The organism is Plantactinospora sp. DSM 117369, from assembly GCF_053764795.1.
The window spans coordinates 3,867,193-3,885,243 of the sequence record NZ_CM132446.1 but is presented as its reverse complement, the minus strand read 5'-3'; the positions used below and the strand labels follow the sequence as shown (position 1 = coordinate 3,885,243).

Genomic DNA, 18,051 nt, shown 5'->3' with positions numbered 1-18,051 from the left:
GCGGTGGCGCCGACCGGACCCATCGGGCACCGGATGGCGCGCAGCATTGCCCACCATGGAACCCCCGTTCGCCGAACGCCTTCCGGAGGCGGCCCCGCAGGCTGGGCGGGTGGCCGAACTCTCGTCCTGGACGACGTTCACCGGCCGTTCGGCGGTAGGTGACCGGCCGGTATCTGGACCCTATCCAGAGTGGCGCGGTCGAATCAAGGGCGTCGATGCCTTCGCCCGCTCCTTCGCCGCGAAGTACCACGTCGACGGTGCGCCGGATCCCCTCAGTGAGCGTCACCCGTGCCGCCGGATCGACCAGAGCCGGGCGCCGGTCGGGAGAACGTCACGCTGTGCAGCTCGCCGGAGAGTGGCCGGACGTACGGCGGCTCACGCGACTCAGGGCGGCATCCAGCCGGAGCTGGCCCCCCGGACCGCCCCACATTGACAGCAATCCCTGATTCATTCAGAGTATCCGAGAGAGCGCTCTCCCATCCGATTGTCATCAGCCCGCGACCGGCCCGAAACCGACGCGGGCCTCACCTCAGGGAGCACTGATGGACAGCGCTCTGTCCCCACCCCGCCGCCGACCACCCCGGCCACGCCGCTGGCGTCCGCTCGCCGGGTCGGTCGTCGCGATCCCGGCCCTGCTCGCCGGCTACCTCGCCATCTCCGGTACGTCCGCCGGGGCGGCCGAGACCCTACTCTCGCAGGGCCGGCCGGCCACCGCCTCCTCGGTCGAGTCCGCCGCCTATCCGGCCTCCGCCGCGGTCGACGGCAACACCGGAACCCGCTGGTCCAGCGGATTCGCCGACCCGCAGTGGTTGCAGGTCGACCTCGGCACCGTCACCCCGGTCAGCCGGGTCCTGCTGAGCTGGGAGGGCGCCTACGCCCGCGCCTTCACGATCGAGACCTCGACCAACGGCTCGACCTGGACGACCGTGCACAGCACCAGCACCGGCACCGGCGGCAACCAGGAGATCAGCGTCACCGGCAGCGGGCGGTACGTCCGGCTGAACGCGACCCAGCGGGGCACCGCGTACGGGGTGTCGCTCTGGGAGTTCCAGGTGTACGGCGAGACCGGCACCAGCGCCTGCGGCACCGGCAACCCCGCGCAGGGCCGGCCGGCCACCGCCTCCTCGGTCGAGTCCGCCGCCTATCCGGCCTCCGCCGCGGTCGACGGCAACACCGGTACCCGGTGGGCCAGCGCCGCCGCCGACCCGCAGTGGCTCCGGGTCGACCTCGGCAGCACCCAGTCGATCTGCGGGGTCACCCTGGTCTGGGAAACGGCGTACGCCACCGCGTTCCAGATCCAGACCTCGACCGACGGCTCGACCTGGACCACCGTGCACACCAGCACCACCGGCACGGGCGGGACGCAGGACCTGACCGTCACCGGCACCGGCCGGTACGTCCGGATGTACGGCACCGCCCGGGCGACCGCGTGGGGCTACTCGCTGTGGGAGTTCGCGGTGCGCACCGGCAGCGGGCCGACGACCCCGCCGACCACCACTCCCCCGCCGACCACCACCCCGCCGCCGGGCGGCAGCGTGCTGCTGTCGTACCAGAAGCCGGCGGTGGCCTCCAGCAACCAGAACGACGGCACCTGCTTCGAATGCGTGCCCGCGCGGGCCTTCGACAACGACCCGGCCAGCCGGTGGGCCACCAGCACCACCACCGGATGGGTCGACCCGGGCTGGATCTACGTCGACCTGGGCGCCACCGCCACCATCACCCAGGTGGTGTTGCAGTGGGACCCGGCCTACGCCACCTCCTACCAGATCCAGGTCTCGGCGAACGCCAGCACCTGGACCCCGATCTACTCCACCAGCAGTGGCCGGGGCTTCAAGGAGACGCTGAACGTCACCGGCACCGGCCGGTACGTCCGGATGTACGGCACCGCCCGGGTCGGCCCGTACGGCTACTCGCTCTACGAGTTCAAGGTCTACGGCACCGGTGGCAACCCGACGGCACCACCGGCGATGCCGCCCGACCCGACGTTCCCGGCCAACAACCTGGTCTGGAGCGACGAGTTCAACGGTGCCGCCGGCAGCAAGCCCGACCCGGCCAAGTGGACGATCGATCCCGGCACCGGGCAGAACAACGAGATCCAGTACTACACGAACAACGACAACGCCTCGATGAACGGCACCGGCGCTCTGGTGATCGAGGCCCGCCGGGAGACCGCCGGCGGGCGCGACTACACCTCGCACCGGATGAACACCGGCAACAAGTTCCACGTCCAGTACGGCCGGATCGAGGCCCGGATCCAGGTGCCGAAGGGCAACGGCCTCTGGCCGGCGTTCTGGATGATGGGCGCCGACTTCCTCACCGGACGGCCGTGGCCGTACAACGGGGAGATCGACATCATGGAGGTGCTCGGCCGGAACACCCTGGAGGGCTACTCGACGCTGCACGCACCGCAGTACAACGGCGGTGGCGGCTACGGGCAGAAGTACCCGGCGCCGGGCGGGGTCGACTTCGCCGGTGGCTTCCACGTCTGGGCCGCGGAGTGGGACAGCCGGGGCATCACGTTCAAGGTGGACGGCCAGACGGTCTTCTACGCCAGCAAGGAGACGGTGGAGTCGACCCGTGGCCCGTGGGTCTTCGACCACCCCTTCTATCTGATCCTCAACCTCGCCGTCGGCGGTGACTTCCCCGGACCGGTCGACCCGAGTACGCCGTTCCCGTCCCGGATGCTCGTCGACTACGTACGCGTCTACCGCTGAACATCGGATGGCCGGTACGGCGGACCGGCCACTCCGCAGCCCCTTCTCCCAGGGCGCCGGACGCATGGACGCCCGCGGCTGCCGGAATGTCGGATGACCGCTACCGGTATCGAGCCCCTTGCCACGGTTTCACCCGCACGCCACCCTGTTAGGCATGGGGGCGGGATGGTCGTAGCTCGCGAGAGCGCATACGGTGTCGGCGCTTTCGGGGACTCCGGCGACGGGGGCGCCGACACGGTACGGCTGGAGGTCCTCGGCTCGGTACGCGCCTGGCGCGGTGAGTACCAGATCGCCTTCTCCTCGCCCGGCCAACGGGCCGTACTCGGCCTGCTGGCCCTGGCCGCCGGCCGGCCGATCCCCCGGGCCGAGATCATCGACGCGCTCTGGGACGACAGTCAGCCGCCACCCACCGCCACCAACGTGATCCAGACACACGTCAAGAACCTCCGTCGACTGCTCGAACCCGACCGGCGGACGCACACCGCGAGCGCCGTCCTGCCCCGGGTCGGCGACGGGTACGCCGTCGGCGTACCGGCCCGCAACCTCGACGTCTGCGTGTTCCGTGAACTCGCCGGGGCGGCGGCCGAGGCGCACCGCCGGGCCGACCTGACCGGTTCGGTCCGGCTCTGGCAGCGGGCACTCGCGCTGTGGCGCGCCGCGCCACTGGTCGACGTCCCCTCGCTCGCCGGGCATCCGAAGGTCGTCGCGCTGGCCGAAGAGCGCCGGGCGGCGGTACGCCGGTACGGCGAGGTCATGATCGCCATCGGCAGGGCCGCCGACGTGCTGCCGGCGCTGGAGGAGGTGGCCGCGAGCAGCCCGCTGGACGAGACCACCCAGGGACTGCTGATCCGGGCCTACCACGCGCTGGGGCGCCGGGACCGGGCGGTCGCGCTCTACCGCCAGACCCGGGAGCGGCTCGTCGAGGAGTTGGGGGTCGAACCCGGCCCCGAACTCGCCACCGCCTACCGGGACGCGCTGCGGGCCGCCGAGCCCCCGACGGCGACACCGGCCATCGCGACCGGCGGCCGCACCGGGCCGGACGACCCGCCGGCCGCCCCCGCGCAACTGCCCGCCGACGTACCCGGATTCAGCGGCCGCTCGGCCGAGCTCTCCACCCTGGACAGGCTGCTGGTGCGGTCCGGGCAGCACGGCGGGCCGGCGCCGTCCACCGTCCCCGTCGTCGTGCTCGCCGGCACCGCCGGAGTCGGCAAGACCGCCCTCGCACTGCGCTGGGGGCACCACGCCCGGCACCGGTTCCCCGACGGGCAGCTCTACGTCAACCTGCGCGGCTACGACGTCGACCGGCCGATGCCGCCGCAGGAGGCGCTGGCCGGGTTTCTCCGCGCGCTCGGCGTACCCGGCACCGAGGTGCCGTTCGGACTCGACGAGTGCGCGGCACGGTACCGCAGCGAACTGGACGGCCGGCGGATGCTGATCGTGCTGGACAACGCGGCGTCGGTGGAGCAGGTCCGCCCGCTGCTGCCGGGCAGTTCCTCCTGCGCGGCACTGGTCACCAGCCGGGACAGCCTCGCCGGGCTGGTCGCCCGGGACGGCGCCGAGCGGATCGAACTCGGCCTGCTCTCCAGCGCCGACTCGGTCGAACTGCTCTGGCGCACCCTCGGCGAACGGGTCGCCCGGGAACCCGCGGCCGCCGCCGCGCTCGCCGAGCGCTGCGCCCACCTGCCGCTGGCCCTGCGGGTCGCCGCCGAACTCGTGCTCACCCGACCCACCGCACCACTGGCGGTACTCGTCGCCGAACTCGCCGACCAGCAGCACCGGCTTCGGCTGCTCGACGCCGGCGGCGACCCGCGCACCGGGGTACGGGCCGTGCTGTCCTGGTCGTACCAGCAACTACCGCCCGCCGCCGCACGCGCCTTCCGGATGCTGGGTCCGCATCCCGGACCGGACATCGACCGGTACGCCGCCGCGGCGCTCTTCGACACCGGGCCGGAGCCGGCCCGGCACCTGCTCGACACGCTCGCCCGGGCGAACCTCGTGCAGCCGGCCGGCAACCACCGGTACACCTTCCACGACCTGCTCCGGGCCTACGCGGCCGAACGCTGCGCGGCCGACGAGCCGGCCTCGACCGCCGACGCTGCCCTGGACCGCCTCTTCGACTACGAACTGGCCGCCGCGACGGCGGCGATCGACACGCTCTATCCGGCGGAGCGGCACCGCCGGGCGCCGGTCCACCGGCCACCGGTCCCGCCGCCGCCGATGCCGGACCCGCAGGCCGCCCGGGAGTGGCTGGACGCCGAACGGCCGACCCTGGTGGCCACGGCGGTCCGGGCCGCCGAACGCGGCCGGTCGGCACATGCGGTACGGCTGACCCTGACCCTGCTGCGCTATCTGGAGAGCGGCGGATACTTCGCCGAGGCAGAACGGATGCACACGCATGCCCTGGCCGCGGCCCGGGAGGCCGGCGACCGGGTCACCGAGGCGCACCTGCTGACCGGACTCGCCGTGATGTACGCCCAGCAGGGCCGGTACGCCCCGTCGATCGCCCGGCTGCGCGAGGCGGTGGCGCTGAGCCGGGAGAACGGCGACAGCGCCGGTGAGGCACGGGCGCTGGGCAACCTCGGCCACGTCCAGCAGCGCCAGGGCCGGTACGACGAGGCCGCCGAGGCGCTGCGCGCCGCGCTGCTGCTCTGCCGGCGGGCCGGTGACCCGGCCGGCGAGGCCCGGGCCGGCGGCAACCTCGGGCACGTACTGCTGCGGCAGGGCAACTACCGCGAGGCGGGGGTGCACCTGCGTACCGCCGCCGTGCTCTGCCGACGGATCGCGGACGCGACCGGCGAGGCGTACGCGCTGACCAGCCTCGGTGACCTGCACCTGCGCGGCGGACGGCTGCTCGCCGCCGCCGGCCGGCACCGGCGGGCACTGGCCCTGTTCGAGGCGGTCGGCGACCAGGCCGGCAAGGCGCTCGCGCTGGACGGCCTCGGCCGGGTACGCCTGCGGCAGGGCGACCACGAGTCCGCGCTGGATCTCGTGGAGCAGGCGCTCAGGTTGCTGCGCCGGGTCGGTGAGCGGGCCGGCGAAGCCTCGTCCACCAACAGTCTCGGCGAGACGCTGCACCTGCTGGGGCGGCTCGGCCCGGCCCGGACGCAGCACAGCACCGCGCTCAGCCTGGCCACCGAGATCGGGGACGCGTACGAGCAGGCCCGGGCGCACGCCGGGCTGGGCCGGGCGTACCAGGCGGCCGGTGACGGCGGGCGCGCCGAGACACACTGGAACTCGGCCTACGCCCTCTACCGGATGCTCGGGGTGCCCGAGGCGGCCGAGTCCCGGGACCAGTTGGCCCCCCTCGACCGGCCAGCCTGACTCCGCCGTCCCCGGCCGTCCTGACTCCCGCCGTCCCGGCCGGCCGACCCGCCCGGCGGCCGCGGCCGGCGTCTGGCCCGCGGGCCACGTTCCGCCGCCGCCCTCGACCGGCTGTCCGCGCTCCGCGGCTTGCCCCGCCGGCTGGATCAGCGAGCTCGGACCGCCGTCACGACCGGTCCGCCGAGGCGGTGACCTCGGGGGTCAGCGGTTCGGGCCGGTCCGCGCCCCGACTCCGCCGCCGGTGCGACAGCTCGGCGTGATGATGGTCGCCGGGGTGGCTGGCCGGGTCGGTGTGCACGGTGGCACTGCGCAGTCGTGGTACCGCGTGGCTGAGCTGGTGTTCGGCGTCGGCGGCAACCTCGTGAGCCTGGAGCAGGGTCAGCTCGGCGTCGACCACGAGGGTGGCCTCGGCGTGCATCCGGTGGCCGATCCAGCGCAGCCGTACCCCGGTCACCTCCCGGACACCGGGCACGGCCCGCAGGGTCGCCTCGGCCCGGTCGACCAGATCCGGATCGACGGCGTCCATCAGCCGCCGGTAGACCTCCCGCGCGGCGTCCTTCAGTACCAGCAGAATCGCGGCGGTGATCAGCAGTCCGACCGCCGGGTCCGCCCACCGCCAGCCCAGCGCGGCCCCACCGGCGCCGAGCAGCACCGCCAGCGAGGTGAACCCGTCCGCGCGGGCGTGCAGTCCGTCCGCGACCAGGGCGGCGGAACCGATCCGCCGTCCGACGGCGATCCGGTACCGGGCGACCAGTTCGTTGCCGAGGAAGCCGACGAGCGCGGCGGCGGCGACGTACGGCAGGTGCCGGACGTCCTGCGGGTCCAGCAGTCTGCGGACGGCCTCGTAGCCGGCGAAGGCGGCCGAGGCGGCGATGGTCACGACGATGGCGATTCCGGCGAGGTCCTCGGCCCGGCCGTAGCCGTAGGTGTATGCCCGGGTCGCGGCCCGCCGGCCGAGCAGGAAAGCGATGCCGAGGGGCACCGCGGTCAGCGCGTCGGCGACGTTGTGCAGGGTGTCGCCGAGCAGCGCCACCGAACCGGACAGTGCCACCACGAGCGCCTGCAAGCCGGCGGTGGCACCGAGGACGGCCAGCGAGATCCACAGTGCCCGCAGGCCGGCCCGGGAGGTCTCCAGCGCGGTGTCGACCTTGTCGGCGGTGTCGTGCGAGTGCGGGGTGAGCAGGTGCCCGAGACGGTGCCGCAGTCTGTGCCACCGGCCCGCGGGATCGGGCTCGCGCGGGTGGTGCCCGGACGGGCCGTGACCGTGGTCGTGGCGATGCGGGTGCTGCCCGAGGCGCTGCTGGTGGCGGTGCGGGGGGTGCGGGTGCTCGTGTCGGGGACCGTGGTCGTGGCTGTCGCTCATGCGCCGCTGCCCCTCCCTGTCGGACCGGCTGGCCGGCCGTGGTGGCGGCCCTCGACGCGACCGCCTCCGCCGAGGTTACGTGCTCATGTACGCACGCGACAACGAAGCAGGTGCCAACCCGTCGCAACAGCGACCGCCTGGCGGCCCTGGACGCTCGGTGCCGGGCCGATTCGCTGCTGGTGGCCCCCTGGTCGATGGCAGCGACGACCTGCGACGGCGGCGACCACGTCGACGACGACCGCGGCGGTGAGCGCGATGGCGGCGGCATCGCGGCGATCCGGGTGTGGGCCGGGCCTGCCGTGCCTGGCTCCGGGCGGTCAGGCTTGATCCCTCCGCCAGGCACGGCGGGCCCGGCCGTCGTGCGGCGCTGCCCGGGCGGCGGTGCCGGCGGGGCGGGTCAGCCGGGCGCGGGACGCCCGGAGAACCGGGCGGCCGCCTCACCGTGGAGCCGGCCGAGGGGCAGCCGACGCCCGCAGATCACCAGCAGCAGGTCCTGGGCGAGGCCCCGGAGGGGGCTACCGGTGCCGTAGCTCCAGTCGAGATCGGTGGCGTGCAGCGCGATCCCGGAGAGGTCCACCCCGAAGTACGCGACGCTCCTCGGTTTCATCCGGGACAGCACGAGGCCGACCCGGTCCGGTGGCACCCGGCGATCCAGTCCGAGCCCGACGGTGATGTCCAGTCCGTGGATCACGTCGTGCGAGAGTGCGCCGTGCACGCCGCCACCCGGTGGTGTCCAGCGGTGCCCGATGTTGTCCCGCAACGTCCCGAGGAGGCGCTCGGCGGAAAGGTCGGCGGCGTCGGCCGGGCGCACCGGTCGGCCATCCGGTCGATGCTTCCCCGGGCCTTGAGCAGTTCCACGACGGTACGCCCGAACGAGCTCCGGAACGGCAGCGTGGTGTGTGCGACGACCTCGCGTACCCGCCAGCCCTCGCAGAGCGTGGCTGCGTCCCACTGCTCCGGGCGGAGTGCGGCGAGCAGTTCCACCTGTTCCCGGCGTTCCGCCCGCAGCTCGGCCCACAAATGATCTTCGTTCATCGACTGTTCTCCTGTCCGGCCGCCACCGGCCCCGGGGCGGCCCTACCCGGAGATACGGGGTGGGCGCCGGAAACTCATCGGTCCCCGGCCGGATCCGTGGTCACGGCGCTGCCGGTCGGGCTGGGTAGGGTCGGACGGGTGGTGGAAACGACCGTGGGCACATCCGGCCTGGACGCGGAGACGTCCCGGTTGGAGCCGTTCCGGACCGAGCTGACCGGTTACTGCTACCGGATGCTCGGTTCCGGGTTCGAGGCCGAGGACGCCGTCCAGGAGACGCTGGTCCGGGCCTGGCGGTCGTTCGACCGGTACGACGAGCGGCGCGGCTCGCTGCGGACCTGGCTCTACCGCATCGCGACGAACATCTGCCTGGACATGCTCCGCAGCGTGCAGCGTCGGGCGCTGGCCATGGACCTCGGCGCGGCCGCCGACGGGCCGGGCATCGGCGCGCCGGCACCGGAGTGGACCTTCGTCCAGCCGGTCCCGGACGGCGCGGCACTGCCGATGCACGGCGATCCGGGGGAACTCGCGGTACGCCGGGAGACGATCCGGCTGGCGTTCGTCGCCGCGTTGCAGCATCTGCCAGCCCGGCAGCGGGCAGTGCTGATCCTGCGCGATGTGCTGTGCTGGCGGGCCGAGGAGGTCGCCGAGTTGCTGGAGACGACGGTGGCGTCGGTGACCAGCGCGTTGCAGCGGGCCCGGACGACGCTACGGACGGTCGACCAGGCTCCCGGCGAACCGTTCCGACCGGCCGACCGGACCCAGCGCGACCTGCTCGCCCGGTACTGCGACGCGTTCGAGCGCCACGACGTCGAGGCGCTGGTGGCACTGCTGCACGAGGACGCCACGATGTCGATGCCGCCGTTCCGGTTCTGGTTGCGGGGCCGGGACCAGATCCGGCTGGCACTGCTGGATCCGGACGCGTCGTGCGCGGGTGCCCGCCTCGTCCCGGTCGCGGCGAACGGGTCCCCGGCGTTCTGGCAGCTCCGGCCGGCCCCCGATGGCGGCTATCTGCCGTTCGGGCTGGTCCTGCTCGACGTGGTTGACGGCCTGGTGGCCGGTGTCACCACGTTCCTCGACGCCGATCGGCTGGTCACCCTCTTCGGGCGGCCGGACGAGCTGCGGCCGGCAGACCGATGAGTTCCGGCCCCCGGCCCGTACCCCTTGACGACAGTGGTATGACGGCATCCGAGGAGGCTGCTGTGACAACCGTGCAGCCGATCATCGCCACCCCCGACCTGCCCCGCCAACAGGTGGTCCACCTGCACGACCCGAACGGCAACCTGGTCAACCTGATCCAGGAGCTGGGCAAGGGCGACCGGGCCGGCTGAGTCACCGGCCCGGTGGCTCCGGACGCGTCGGGACGGCCGGAGCCACCGGGTGGCCGGCCCCGGGGACGGCACCGGCCACGCCCGTTCAGCAGCCGATCACCCAGTGGGCGGGGCCGGTCTGCTGGAGGGTGGTGGTGGCGAAGACGTTGTAGAGGCCCATCCGGGCGCCCGAGCCGAGCGCGTAGGCGTACCCGCCGGACTGGTAGGCGCGGCCCGCCTGGACGTGGGCGTAGTTGCTGGCGGTGACGCAGACCGGATCCTCGCCCGGGTCACCGGGATCGCCGGGGTCTCCCGGGTCACCCGGGTCACCCGGGTCACCGGGGTCGGTGCCGGTGCCGAGGCCGAAGAAGAGCGCGTCCCGGTACGCCGAGCAGATGGTGTCCAGGAAGTACGCGGCGGCGGTGCCGCACTGCTCGGCCCCGGACCCCGGGTCGACCGGGGTGCCGTGCCCCATGCCGGCGACCCGGTAGAGGCGTACCTGGTCGGCGCCGTAGGTCTCCAGGGTGCCGCCGGGCAGGCTGGAGGTGCTGGTCGGGGTCTGCGACACGCCGAGCACGTTGGTCCACTGGTCGCGGGACTCGGCGCTGTTGGCGGTGCCGACGGTGTAGTCGGCGGTGCCGTGCCAGATCGCGACCTTCGGCCGGGCGCCGGAGTAGCCCGGATACGCGTTGCGGACCAGGTCGCCCCACTGCGCCGGGCTCCGGTCGACACCCGGGTTCATGCAACTGAACGCGTTGACCATGCTGGTGGCGCAGCGGTAGGGGATGCCGGCGACGATCGAGCCGGCCGCGAAGGTGTCCGGATAGCTGGCGAGCATCGCCGCGGCCATCGCCCCGCCGGCGGAGAGCCCGCTGACGTACACCCGGTTGGCGGCGAGGCCGAAGGTGCTCCGGGCGTGGTCGACCATCTGCTTGATGGAGAGCGCCTCGCCCTGGCCCCGGGCGGTGTCACCCGGCTCGAACCAGTTGAAGCAGGAGGTGGAGTTGTTCGCCGACTTCTGCTCCGGCACGATCAGCGCGAATCCCCACTGGTCGGCGTACTTGCGCCAGCCGGAGTTGCTGAAGTAGCCGTTGGCGTTCTGGGCGCAGCCGTGCAGCAGCACCACGGCCGGGGCGTTGCCGGGCAGGTTGTCCGGCCGGTAGGCGTACATGGTGAGGTTGCCGGGGTTGGAGCCGAAGCCGGTCACCTGGCCGAAGGTGGCGGCTCCGGCGGGCCCGGCGACGGCGAGTACGCCCACCGCGGCCAGTACGGGCACGAGGGCGGCCCGCACGAGGCGGGCCAGGACGGGTCTGTGGCGCATGGTGGGCCTCCGGCGGTGGTGTGGGCTGGATCACGCTGAAGTTGCCGCGACGTTACGACCCTGGGACGAACCGCCGACATGGCGTGGCGTCACACATTTCCGGACATCGAAGTGATGGCGATCCCCATGGCAGCGGAGGCGACCGACGACCCTGGACCGGGCGCGCCTGCGGCGGGGCGTGGGTCAGCCCTTGATCCCGGTCGCCATGATGCCGCGCACGATCCAGCGCTGGGCGGCCAGGAAGACCAGGGCCAGCGGGACGACCGAGACGACCGCGCTGGCGAACAGCGCCGGCAGGTTGATCGCCTGTGCGGTGAGGTTGGTCGACATCGCCACCTGGACGGTCCAGAGCGCCGGATCCTGCCCGATCACCAACGGCCAGAGGAACGAGTTCCAGTGCTCGATGAAGGAGAGCACGCCGAGCGCGGCGAGCAGGCCCGCCGAGTTGGGCAGCGCGAGCCGCAGGTAGACCCCGAGGTGGCCGAGGCCGTCGATCCGGCCCGCATCCTCGATCTCCTGCGGGAAACGCAGGTAGAAGCCGCGGAACAGCAGCACCGCGAGGGCGTTGAACAGTCCCGGCACGATCAGCCCCCACAGGGTGTTCACCCCGCCCAGCGAACCGACCACCACGAAGGTCGGCACGAAGGTGGCCGCGCCGGGCACCATCATTGTCGCGACGATCAGCAGGAAGACCGGCCGTGCCGCGGCGACCCGGATCCGGGCGACCGCATATCCGGCCATCGAGGCGAGCAGCGTGGCGACCGGGGCCGAGACGATCGCGACCAGCGCCGAGTTGAGCAGTGCCCGGCCCAGCGGCGCGGTGCTGTTGTCGAACGCGTCGGTGAAGCCGGTGAAACTGATCCGCTCCGGCCACCAGCGCCACTCCAGGGCCCCGAGTTCGGCCTGGGTCATCAGCGAGTTGCGCAGCAGCAGATAGAACGGGAGCAGGAACGGCACCGCGAAGACGACGGCCGCCAGGTAGCTGCCGATCCGGGCCCGGCCGGTCGGTCGGGCGGTGCGGCGGCGCGGAAGGCGGTCGTCGCTCATGCGCCGTCCCTCCGGCCGAATCCGACCAGCCGGCCCTGCGCCAGGGTCACCAGCACGATCAGCAGGGTGACCACGAACGCGCCCGCCGAGCCGAGGCCGTAGTCCTGCTGGACCAGCGAGACGTCGTAGAGGTAGACCAGCGGCGGGCGGCCGTCCGGACCGGGCGCGCCGGCCAGGCCGGTACTGAGCAGGTTGTAGAACTCGTCGAACGCCTGGAACGCCGCGATCACCAGCAGCAGGGTCACCGCGACCGAGGTGTTGCGCAGCAGCGGGAAGGTGATGTGCCGGAACAGCCGCCACTGGCCCGCCGCGCCGTCGACCTGGGCGGCCTCGTACAGCTCGCCGGGGATCTCCTGCATCCCGGCCAGGAACAGGATCATGTAGAGGCCGATCTGCAACCAGAGCCGGACGGTGATCAGCACGACCCAGTACAACGGCGGGTCCACGGTGGCGATCCACGCGGTCGGCTCCTGGCCGAAGAGCGCGGCCAGCGAGTTGGCCGCGCTGGACGGTACGCCGCTGAACAGGCTCATCTTCCAGATCAGCGAGGCGACCACGTAGGAGACGGCGGCCGGCAGGAAGAAGGTGGTCCGGAACAGCGCCCGGCCCCGGCGCAGCCGGTTGACCAGTACGGCCAGCCCGAGCGCGATCGCGAAGGTGAGCGGCACGATCACCAGCGTGAAGACCACGATCATCGACAGCGAGGTCCGGAACCGCGGATCGCCGAAGAGGGTCCGGTAGTTCGCCAGCCCCGCCCAGTCGCCGAGCGCGATGGTGCCCCGGGCGTTGCTGAAGCTGAGCAGCAGTCCCCAGCCCATCGCGACGTACTTGAAGAGCAGCAGCCCGACCAGCAGCGGCGCGGTCAGCAGGGCGAAGGCCCGCCAGGCCGACCAGTCCACCCGGCGGCGCCCCGGCGGCGCGGGTGCCGGCCGGACCGCCGGGCCGGGGGCGGTCTCCGGCGGACCGGTACGCACGGACACCTCGGCCTCAGACCGTGGGCAGCTTGTCGAGCGCCTCCTGGGAACGGCCCGCCGCGGCGGTCAACGTCGCCAGCGGATCGGCGTTCTTGCGGATGATGTCGGAGGCGGCGTCGTCGTACGGCTTGCTGACCGTCGGCGCCCACAGTGCGGTGGTCCGGGTGCCGTACTGGTTGAGCAGGTCCACGACCTTCTTCGCCGGCCCGGTCCGCAACGGCTCGGCCTGGGCGGCCAGTCCGGCCCGGGGCGGGACGTGGAAGCCGTAGCTGAGCGCCCAGTCCTGCTGCACCTCGTTGTTCTGTAGCCAGAGCCACTGCACGTACTTCTTCGCCTCGGCGACGTGCTTGCTCTTGCCGTTGACCACCTGGGACCAGCCGCCGAGGATCACCACCGGCTTGCCGGTCGGGCCGTGCGCCGGCCACGGTACGAGGTCGAAGTCGTCGCCGAGTTCCTTGCTGATCCGGGGCAGCGCCCAGAGTCCGCCCCAGGCGATCGCGGTGGCGCCGGTGATGAGGGCGCCCGGGTCGTACCACTCGGTGGCGTAGCCGAGCAGCATCGACTTGTCGGTGAACATCCGGCGGGCGACGGCGAAGGCGTCGGCGATCTCCGGGGTGGCGTAGCTGACCCTGCGGTCGGTGAGCAGGCTCTGTCCGACCGAGAACGACAGCGGGATGCGCATGCCGGCGAGCCCGTCGTTGCCGACGAAGATGCCCTTGGTCTTGCCCTTGGTGAGCGCCTTGGCCGCGCCGACCAGTTCGGTCAGGGTGGCCGGTGCCGCGACTCCGGCGGCGGCGAGCAGGCTCTTGCGGTAGTAGAGCAGCATCACGTCGATGATCATCGGTACGCCGTACGCCTTGCCGCCGTGGGTCAGCGGGCTGAGCGCGTGCGGGTTGAGTTCCGCCTTGGCCGACCCGAGGATGTCGTCGAGGGCGGTGACCTGCTGCTGCGCCACCATGTCCGGGGTGACCTCGTTGATCTCGTACACGTCGGGGCCCTCCGGGGTGAGCACCGACGACTGCCACTTCGTCTTGTAGTCGCCCGGCACCCAAGTCACCTTGACCGCGACGTCCGGGTTCTGCTTGGTGTAGTCGGCGGCGTAGCGCAGTGCGGCCTCCCGGGTGCCCTGCTCGCCGTACTCGTGGTACCAGTGGTTGAGGGTGACCTTGGCCGATCCCGCGCTGCCGCCGATCGGGTCGGACTGGCAGGCGGGCAGCACGGCGCCGCCGACGACCAGCAGCGAGCCGCCGAGAAAGCGCCGTCGGGACAGGCCGGGATGGGGACCGCTCATGGTGCAGCCTTCCTTCTCGCGCGCCGACAGCGGCCGCGTGCATCGGAGTCGGTGGATGGCGTCGCTGGGGTGAGCCGTAGCCTAGGGTTCTGAAACTACTTCGTCAAGGACAAAGAATAAGGCTCTGTGGTCGGTTGACGCCCGGCTCGTCCAGGTCGGACGATCTGGTCATGGCCTTCGATCTCCCGGCCCTGCCCGGCCTCGCCTTCGGCGGCGACTACAACGCCGAGCAGTGGCCGGAACAGACGTGGGCCGAGGACGTCCGGCTGATGAAACAGGCCCGGGTCGGCCTGGTCACCGTCGGGGTCTTCGGCTGGGCGATGTTGGAGACCGCACCGGGCCACTACGACTTCGACTGGCTCGACCGGCTGCTCGACCTGCTCGCCCGGCACGGCATCGCCGCCGACCTGGCCACCGCCACCGCCGCCCCGCCGCCGTGGTTCAGCCACGCCCACCCGGAGTCGCTGCCGGTCGGCCCGGACGGCAACCGGCTCTGGTACGGCAGCCGGCAGGCGTACTGCCCCAGCTCACCGGCGTACCGGGCAGCGGCGGTGGCCCTGGTCGAACGGCTCGCCGCCCGCTACGCCGGCCACCCCGCGCTGGCGATGTGGCACGTCAACAACGAGTACGGCTGCCACGTCGCCCGCTGCTGGTGCGACACCTCGGCCGAGGCGTTCCGGACCTGGCTGCGCGACCGCTACGCCACCCTGGACGCGCTCAACACCGCCTGGGGCACCGCGTTCTGGTCGCAGCACTACACCGACTGGGCGCAGATCCTGCCGCCCCGGCAGACCCCAAGCTTCACCAACCCCACCCAGCAGCTCGACTTCCACCGCTTCTCCTCCGCCGAACTGCTCGACTGCTACCGGGCCGAACGCGCCGTACTGCGCCGGCTCAGTCCCGGCGTGCCGGTGACGACGAACTTCCTGGTCGACCGGTGGAGTGTGGACTTCTGGGCCTGGGCCGGCGAGGTCGACCTGGTCGCCATGGACCACTACCTGAGCGCCGACCGCGCCGACCCGTACGCCGACCTGGCGTTCATCGCCGACCTGGCCCGGTCGCTGGCCGGCGGCCGGCCGTGGGCGCTGATGGAGCACGCCACCAGCGCCGTGAACTGGCAACCGCGCAACCTCGCCAAGCCGCCCGGACGGCTGCGCCGGGACTCGCTCGCGCACGTCGCCCGGGGCGCCGACTCGGTGCTCTACTTCCAGTGGCGGGCCTCCCGGTCCGGCGCCGAAAAGTGGCACTCCGGAATGGTGCCGCACGCCGGTACCGACACCAAGGTGTGGCGCGAGGTGGTCGCGCTCGGCGCCGAACTCGACGAGCTGGCCGAGATCGTCGGCAGCGAGGTGGTGGCCGACGTCGCCGTACTGCTCGACTGGCCGAGCATCTGGGCGCAGCAGCACCCGAGCCAGCCGAGCGTGGACGCCGAACCGGTGGCGCTGCTCGAACAGTGGCACCGGGTGCTGCGTACCGCCACCGTCACCTGCGACTTCGCCCGGCCCGGCGGCGACCTGCGCCGGTACCGGCTGGTGCTGGTCCCGGCGCTACACCTGGTCAGCGACGCCGACGCCGGCAACCTGACCCGGTACGTCGCCGACGGCGGCACCGTGCTGATCGGGCCGTACGCCGGTGCGGTCGACTCCGACGACCGGATCCGGCTCGGCGGGTACGGCGCCTGGGGCGAACTGCTCGGCGTGCGGGTCGAGGAGTTCTTCCCGCTCGACGCCGGGCAGCGGGTGCCGCTCGACGACGGCACCTTCGGTCGACTGTGGACCGAACTCGCCACGGCGGAGGCGGCGGAGGTGCTGCTGAGGTACGCCGGTGGACCGCTGGCCGGCGGGCCGGCGCTGACCCGCCGGCGGCACGGCCGGGGCAGCGCCTACTACCTCGGCACCCACCTGGCCGACGCCGACCTCGGGCGGTTGCTGACCGGGCTGGCCGCCGAGGCCGGCGTGGTGCCGGTGCTGGCCGCTCCGCCGCCCGGGATCGAGGCGGTCCGGCGCCGGCATCCCGACGGCCGCGGCTACACCTTCCTGGCCAACGACACCGACGACCCGGTCGAGGTGACCGTCGACGGCCGCGTGCTGCGCGGCGCCGACCCGCTGCCGGATGGCGTCCGGATCCCACCACGCGGCTTCGCCGTGCTCCGTACGGGCTGAGCGGCATCCCGCCCTGCTGGTGGGGCTCCAGGCACTTGTCGTCGTCGACCCGCGACGGGACCCCGACCCTCGGGACGGGTACGGCGGGCGGAGACGTCAGCGTTGCCGGATGAGGCCCCCGGCGGTGGTGCCGATGCCGGCGAGGAACCGTTTCAGGGCGAAGGTCGCCGCGCCGAGGCTGACCGGGTTGCCGGGGATCCGGCACAGCGTGATCTCGGTCGCGGCGAGCGGCCGGCTCAGCGCGTGCTGGGCCACCACCGCCCGGACCTCGGAGAGCAGCGCCTCGCCGAGCCGGGCGGCGACCCAGCTGCTGAGCACGATCACCTCCGGGTTGACCAGGTTGACCAGGTCGGCGACCGCGACGCCGAGATAGCGGGCGGTCTCGGTGACCACCTTGGCGGCCACCGGGTCTCCGGCGGCCACCCCGGCGGCGAGCGCCTCGATGGTCGCGGTCTGGTCCTCGGGGTGCAGCAGTGGACTGTTCGGCGCCAGGTCGCGCAGCGTCTGCATGATGCCGGGGGCGCCGACGTACGTCTCGACGCAGCCGCGACTGCCGCAGTGGCAGAGCCGCCCGTCGACCACCAGCGTGGTGTGCCCCCACTCCCCCGCGCTGTTGGTCGCGCCCCGGTAGAGCGCGCCGCCGAAGGCCAGCCCGGCGCCGACCCCGGTGCCGAGGTTGACCACCACCACGTCGTCGCGCCCCCGGCCGGCCCCGAACCACAGCTCGGCGACCACGCAGGCACGCAGCGGGTTGTCCAGATAGAGCGGCAGATCCAGCGAACCGGCCAGCAGGTTGCGCAGCGGTACGTCGTGCCAGTCCCAGTTCGGGGCGTACACCGAGACCCCGCCCTCGCGGTCGACCTGACCCGGCACGCTGACCCCGACCCCGAGCACCCGCTCCGGGTCGACGCCGGCCGAGGCGAACGCCGCGCCGACCGCCGAGGCGATGTGCGCCACCACCTGCTCGGGCCGGTTCTCCGTCGGGTGCAGTTCCTCCTCGACGCTGGCCAGCACTCCCAACCCGGCGTCGAAGAGGTCGACGTGCACGTACGTCTCGGCCACGTCGATGCCGACCAGCGCGCCGCCGGCCGGGTTGACCGAGACCACGCCCCGGGGCCGGCCGCCACCGGAGTCCTGGTAACCCACCTCGACCAGCAGCCCCAGCTCCAGCAGCTCACCGATCAGGTTCGCCGCGGTGGCGAGGCTGAGCCCCGTGTCGTGGGCGATCTGCTGCCGCGACACCATCGGCGCACCGATGATCCGTCGCAGCACCTCGAAGCGGTTGGCGATCCGGATGTCCCTGGAGGTGCGCTTCACGGCGAAACTCTAGACCCTTCGTGGCCGGCACCCGGCGGACCCCGGCCTACGGGTGACGCTCGTCGAACACATCGACTAACTCTTATGATAAGCGCACGACATAGTGCCCGCACCAGCCGGCGGCAAGGTCGGACCAGCGGCCGCACCAGCCGGCGAGGTCGGACCGGGCGCGCACCGGACGGCGGTGACGCTCCAGACG

At 72.9% G+C, this 18,051-nt stretch carries 13 protein-coding genes; 5 read left to right on the top strand and 8 right to left on the bottom strand.

Annotated features, from left to right (window positions below):
• Window positions 1-542: 542 nt before the first annotated feature.
• Both ACSMXO_RS16875 and ACSMXO_RS16870 read left to right on the top strand, forming a co-directional pair.
• The gene (locus tag ACSMXO_RS16875) at window positions 543-2,714 is read left to right on the top strand and encodes a discoidin domain-containing protein (RefSeq protein WP_455418468.1); all 2,172 of its coding nucleotides are present in this window, start codon (window positions 543-545) and stop codon (window positions 2,712-2,714) included.
• A gap of 165 nt (window positions 2,715-2,879) precedes the next feature.
• Window positions 2,880-6,035 (top strand): AfsR/SARP family transcriptional regulator, encoded by a 3,156-nt coding sequence (locus tag ACSMXO_RS16870; protein WP_455418467.1) that lies wholly within the window; start codon window positions 2,880-2,882, stop codon window positions 6,033-6,035.
• A 166-nt stretch (window positions 6,036-6,201) separates the two neighbouring features.
• On the opposite strand, the gene ACSMXO_RS16865 is transcribed toward ACSMXO_RS16870, so the two are convergent.
• The 3 genes from ACSMXO_RS16865 to ACSMXO_RS16855 all read right to left on the bottom strand — a co-directional run bounded on the left by ACSMXO_RS16865 (window position 6,202) and on the right by ACSMXO_RS16855 (window position 8,433).
• Window positions 6,202-7,398, bottom strand: coding sequence for a cation diffusion facilitator family transporter (locus ACSMXO_RS16865; RefSeq protein ID WP_455418466.1), 1,197 nt, complete (start codon window positions 7,396-7,398; stop codon window positions 6,202-6,204).
• 397 nt (window positions 7,399-7,795) lie between these two features.
• Window positions 7,796-8,089 (bottom strand): hypothetical protein, encoded by a 294-nt coding sequence (locus ACSMXO_RS16860; RefSeq protein WP_455418465.1) that lies wholly within the window; start codon window positions 8,087-8,089, stop codon window positions 7,796-7,798.
• Window positions 8,086-8,433: a maleylpyruvate isomerase N-terminal domain-containing protein gene (locus ACSMXO_RS16855; RefSeq protein WP_455418464.1), complete on the bottom strand. Its 348-nt coding sequence runs from the start codon at window positions 8,431-8,433 to the stop codon at window positions 8,086-8,088. Before ACSMXO_RS16855 ends, ACSMXO_RS16860 begins: the two co-directional genes overlap by 4 nt.
• A 138-nt stretch (window positions 8,434-8,571) precedes the next feature.
• On the opposite strand from ACSMXO_RS16855, the gene ACSMXO_RS16850 reads away from it, so the two are divergent.
• Window positions 8,572-9,570 carry a sigma-70 family RNA polymerase sigma factor gene (locus tag ACSMXO_RS16850; RefSeq protein ID WP_455418463.1) on the top strand — a complete coding sequence of 333 codons (999 nt, stop codon included), beginning with the start codon at window positions 8,572-8,574 and terminating at the stop codon, window positions 9,568-9,570.
• A 62-nt stretch (window positions 9,571-9,632) separates the two neighbouring features.
• A complete protein-coding gene (locus ACSMXO_RS16845; protein WP_455418462.1) occupies window positions 9,633-9,761 on the top strand; it encodes a hypothetical protein in 129 nt (42 codons plus the stop codon).
• An 85-nt stretch (window positions 9,762-9,846) separates the two neighbouring features.
• Here ACSMXO_RS16845 and ACSMXO_RS16840 read toward each other — a convergent pair whose 3' ends face one another.
• The 4 genes from ACSMXO_RS16840 to ACSMXO_RS16825 all read right to left on the bottom strand — a co-directional run bounded on the left by ACSMXO_RS16840 (window position 9,847) and on the right by ACSMXO_RS16825 (window position 14,373).
• Window positions 9,847-11,061: an extracellular catalytic domain type 1 short-chain-length polyhydroxyalkanoate depolymerase gene (locus ACSMXO_RS16840; protein WP_455418461.1), complete on the bottom strand. Its 1,215-nt coding sequence runs from the start codon at window positions 11,059-11,061 to the stop codon at window positions 9,847-9,849.
• 183 nt (window positions 11,062-11,244) lie between these two features.
• A complete protein-coding gene (locus tag ACSMXO_RS16835) occupies window positions 11,245-12,108 on the bottom strand; it encodes a carbohydrate ABC transporter permease (protein ID WP_455418460.1) in 864 nt (287 codons plus the stop codon).
• Complete coding sequence (locus tag ACSMXO_RS16830; protein WP_455418459.1) at window positions 12,105-13,082, bottom strand: carbohydrate ABC transporter permease; 978 nt, start codon at window positions 13,080-13,082, stop codon at window positions 12,105-12,107. Before ACSMXO_RS16830 ends, ACSMXO_RS16835 begins: the two co-directional genes overlap by 4 nt.
• 13 nt (window positions 13,083-13,095) lie before the next feature.
• Complete coding sequence (locus ACSMXO_RS16825) at window positions 13,096-14,373, bottom strand: ABC transporter substrate-binding protein (protein ID WP_455418458.1); 1,278 nt, start codon at window positions 14,371-14,373, stop codon at window positions 13,096-13,098.
• Between the two features lie 170 nt (window positions 14,374-14,543).
• Between ACSMXO_RS16825 and ACSMXO_RS16820 the strand changes: the two genes are divergently transcribed.
• Window positions 14,544-16,535 (top strand): beta-galactosidase, encoded by a 1,992-nt coding sequence (locus ACSMXO_RS16820; RefSeq protein ID WP_455418457.1) that lies wholly within the window; start codon window positions 14,544-14,546, stop codon window positions 16,533-16,535.
• Between the two features lie 96 nt (window positions 16,536-16,631).
• Here ACSMXO_RS16820 and ACSMXO_RS16815 read toward each other — a convergent pair whose 3' ends face one another.
• The gene (locus tag ACSMXO_RS16815) at window positions 16,632-17,852 is read right to left on the bottom strand and encodes an ROK family protein (RefSeq protein ID WP_346256757.1); all 1,221 of its coding nucleotides are present in this window, start codon (window positions 17,850-17,852) and stop codon (window positions 16,632-16,634) included.
• Window positions 17,853-18,051: the final 199 nt, after the last annotated feature.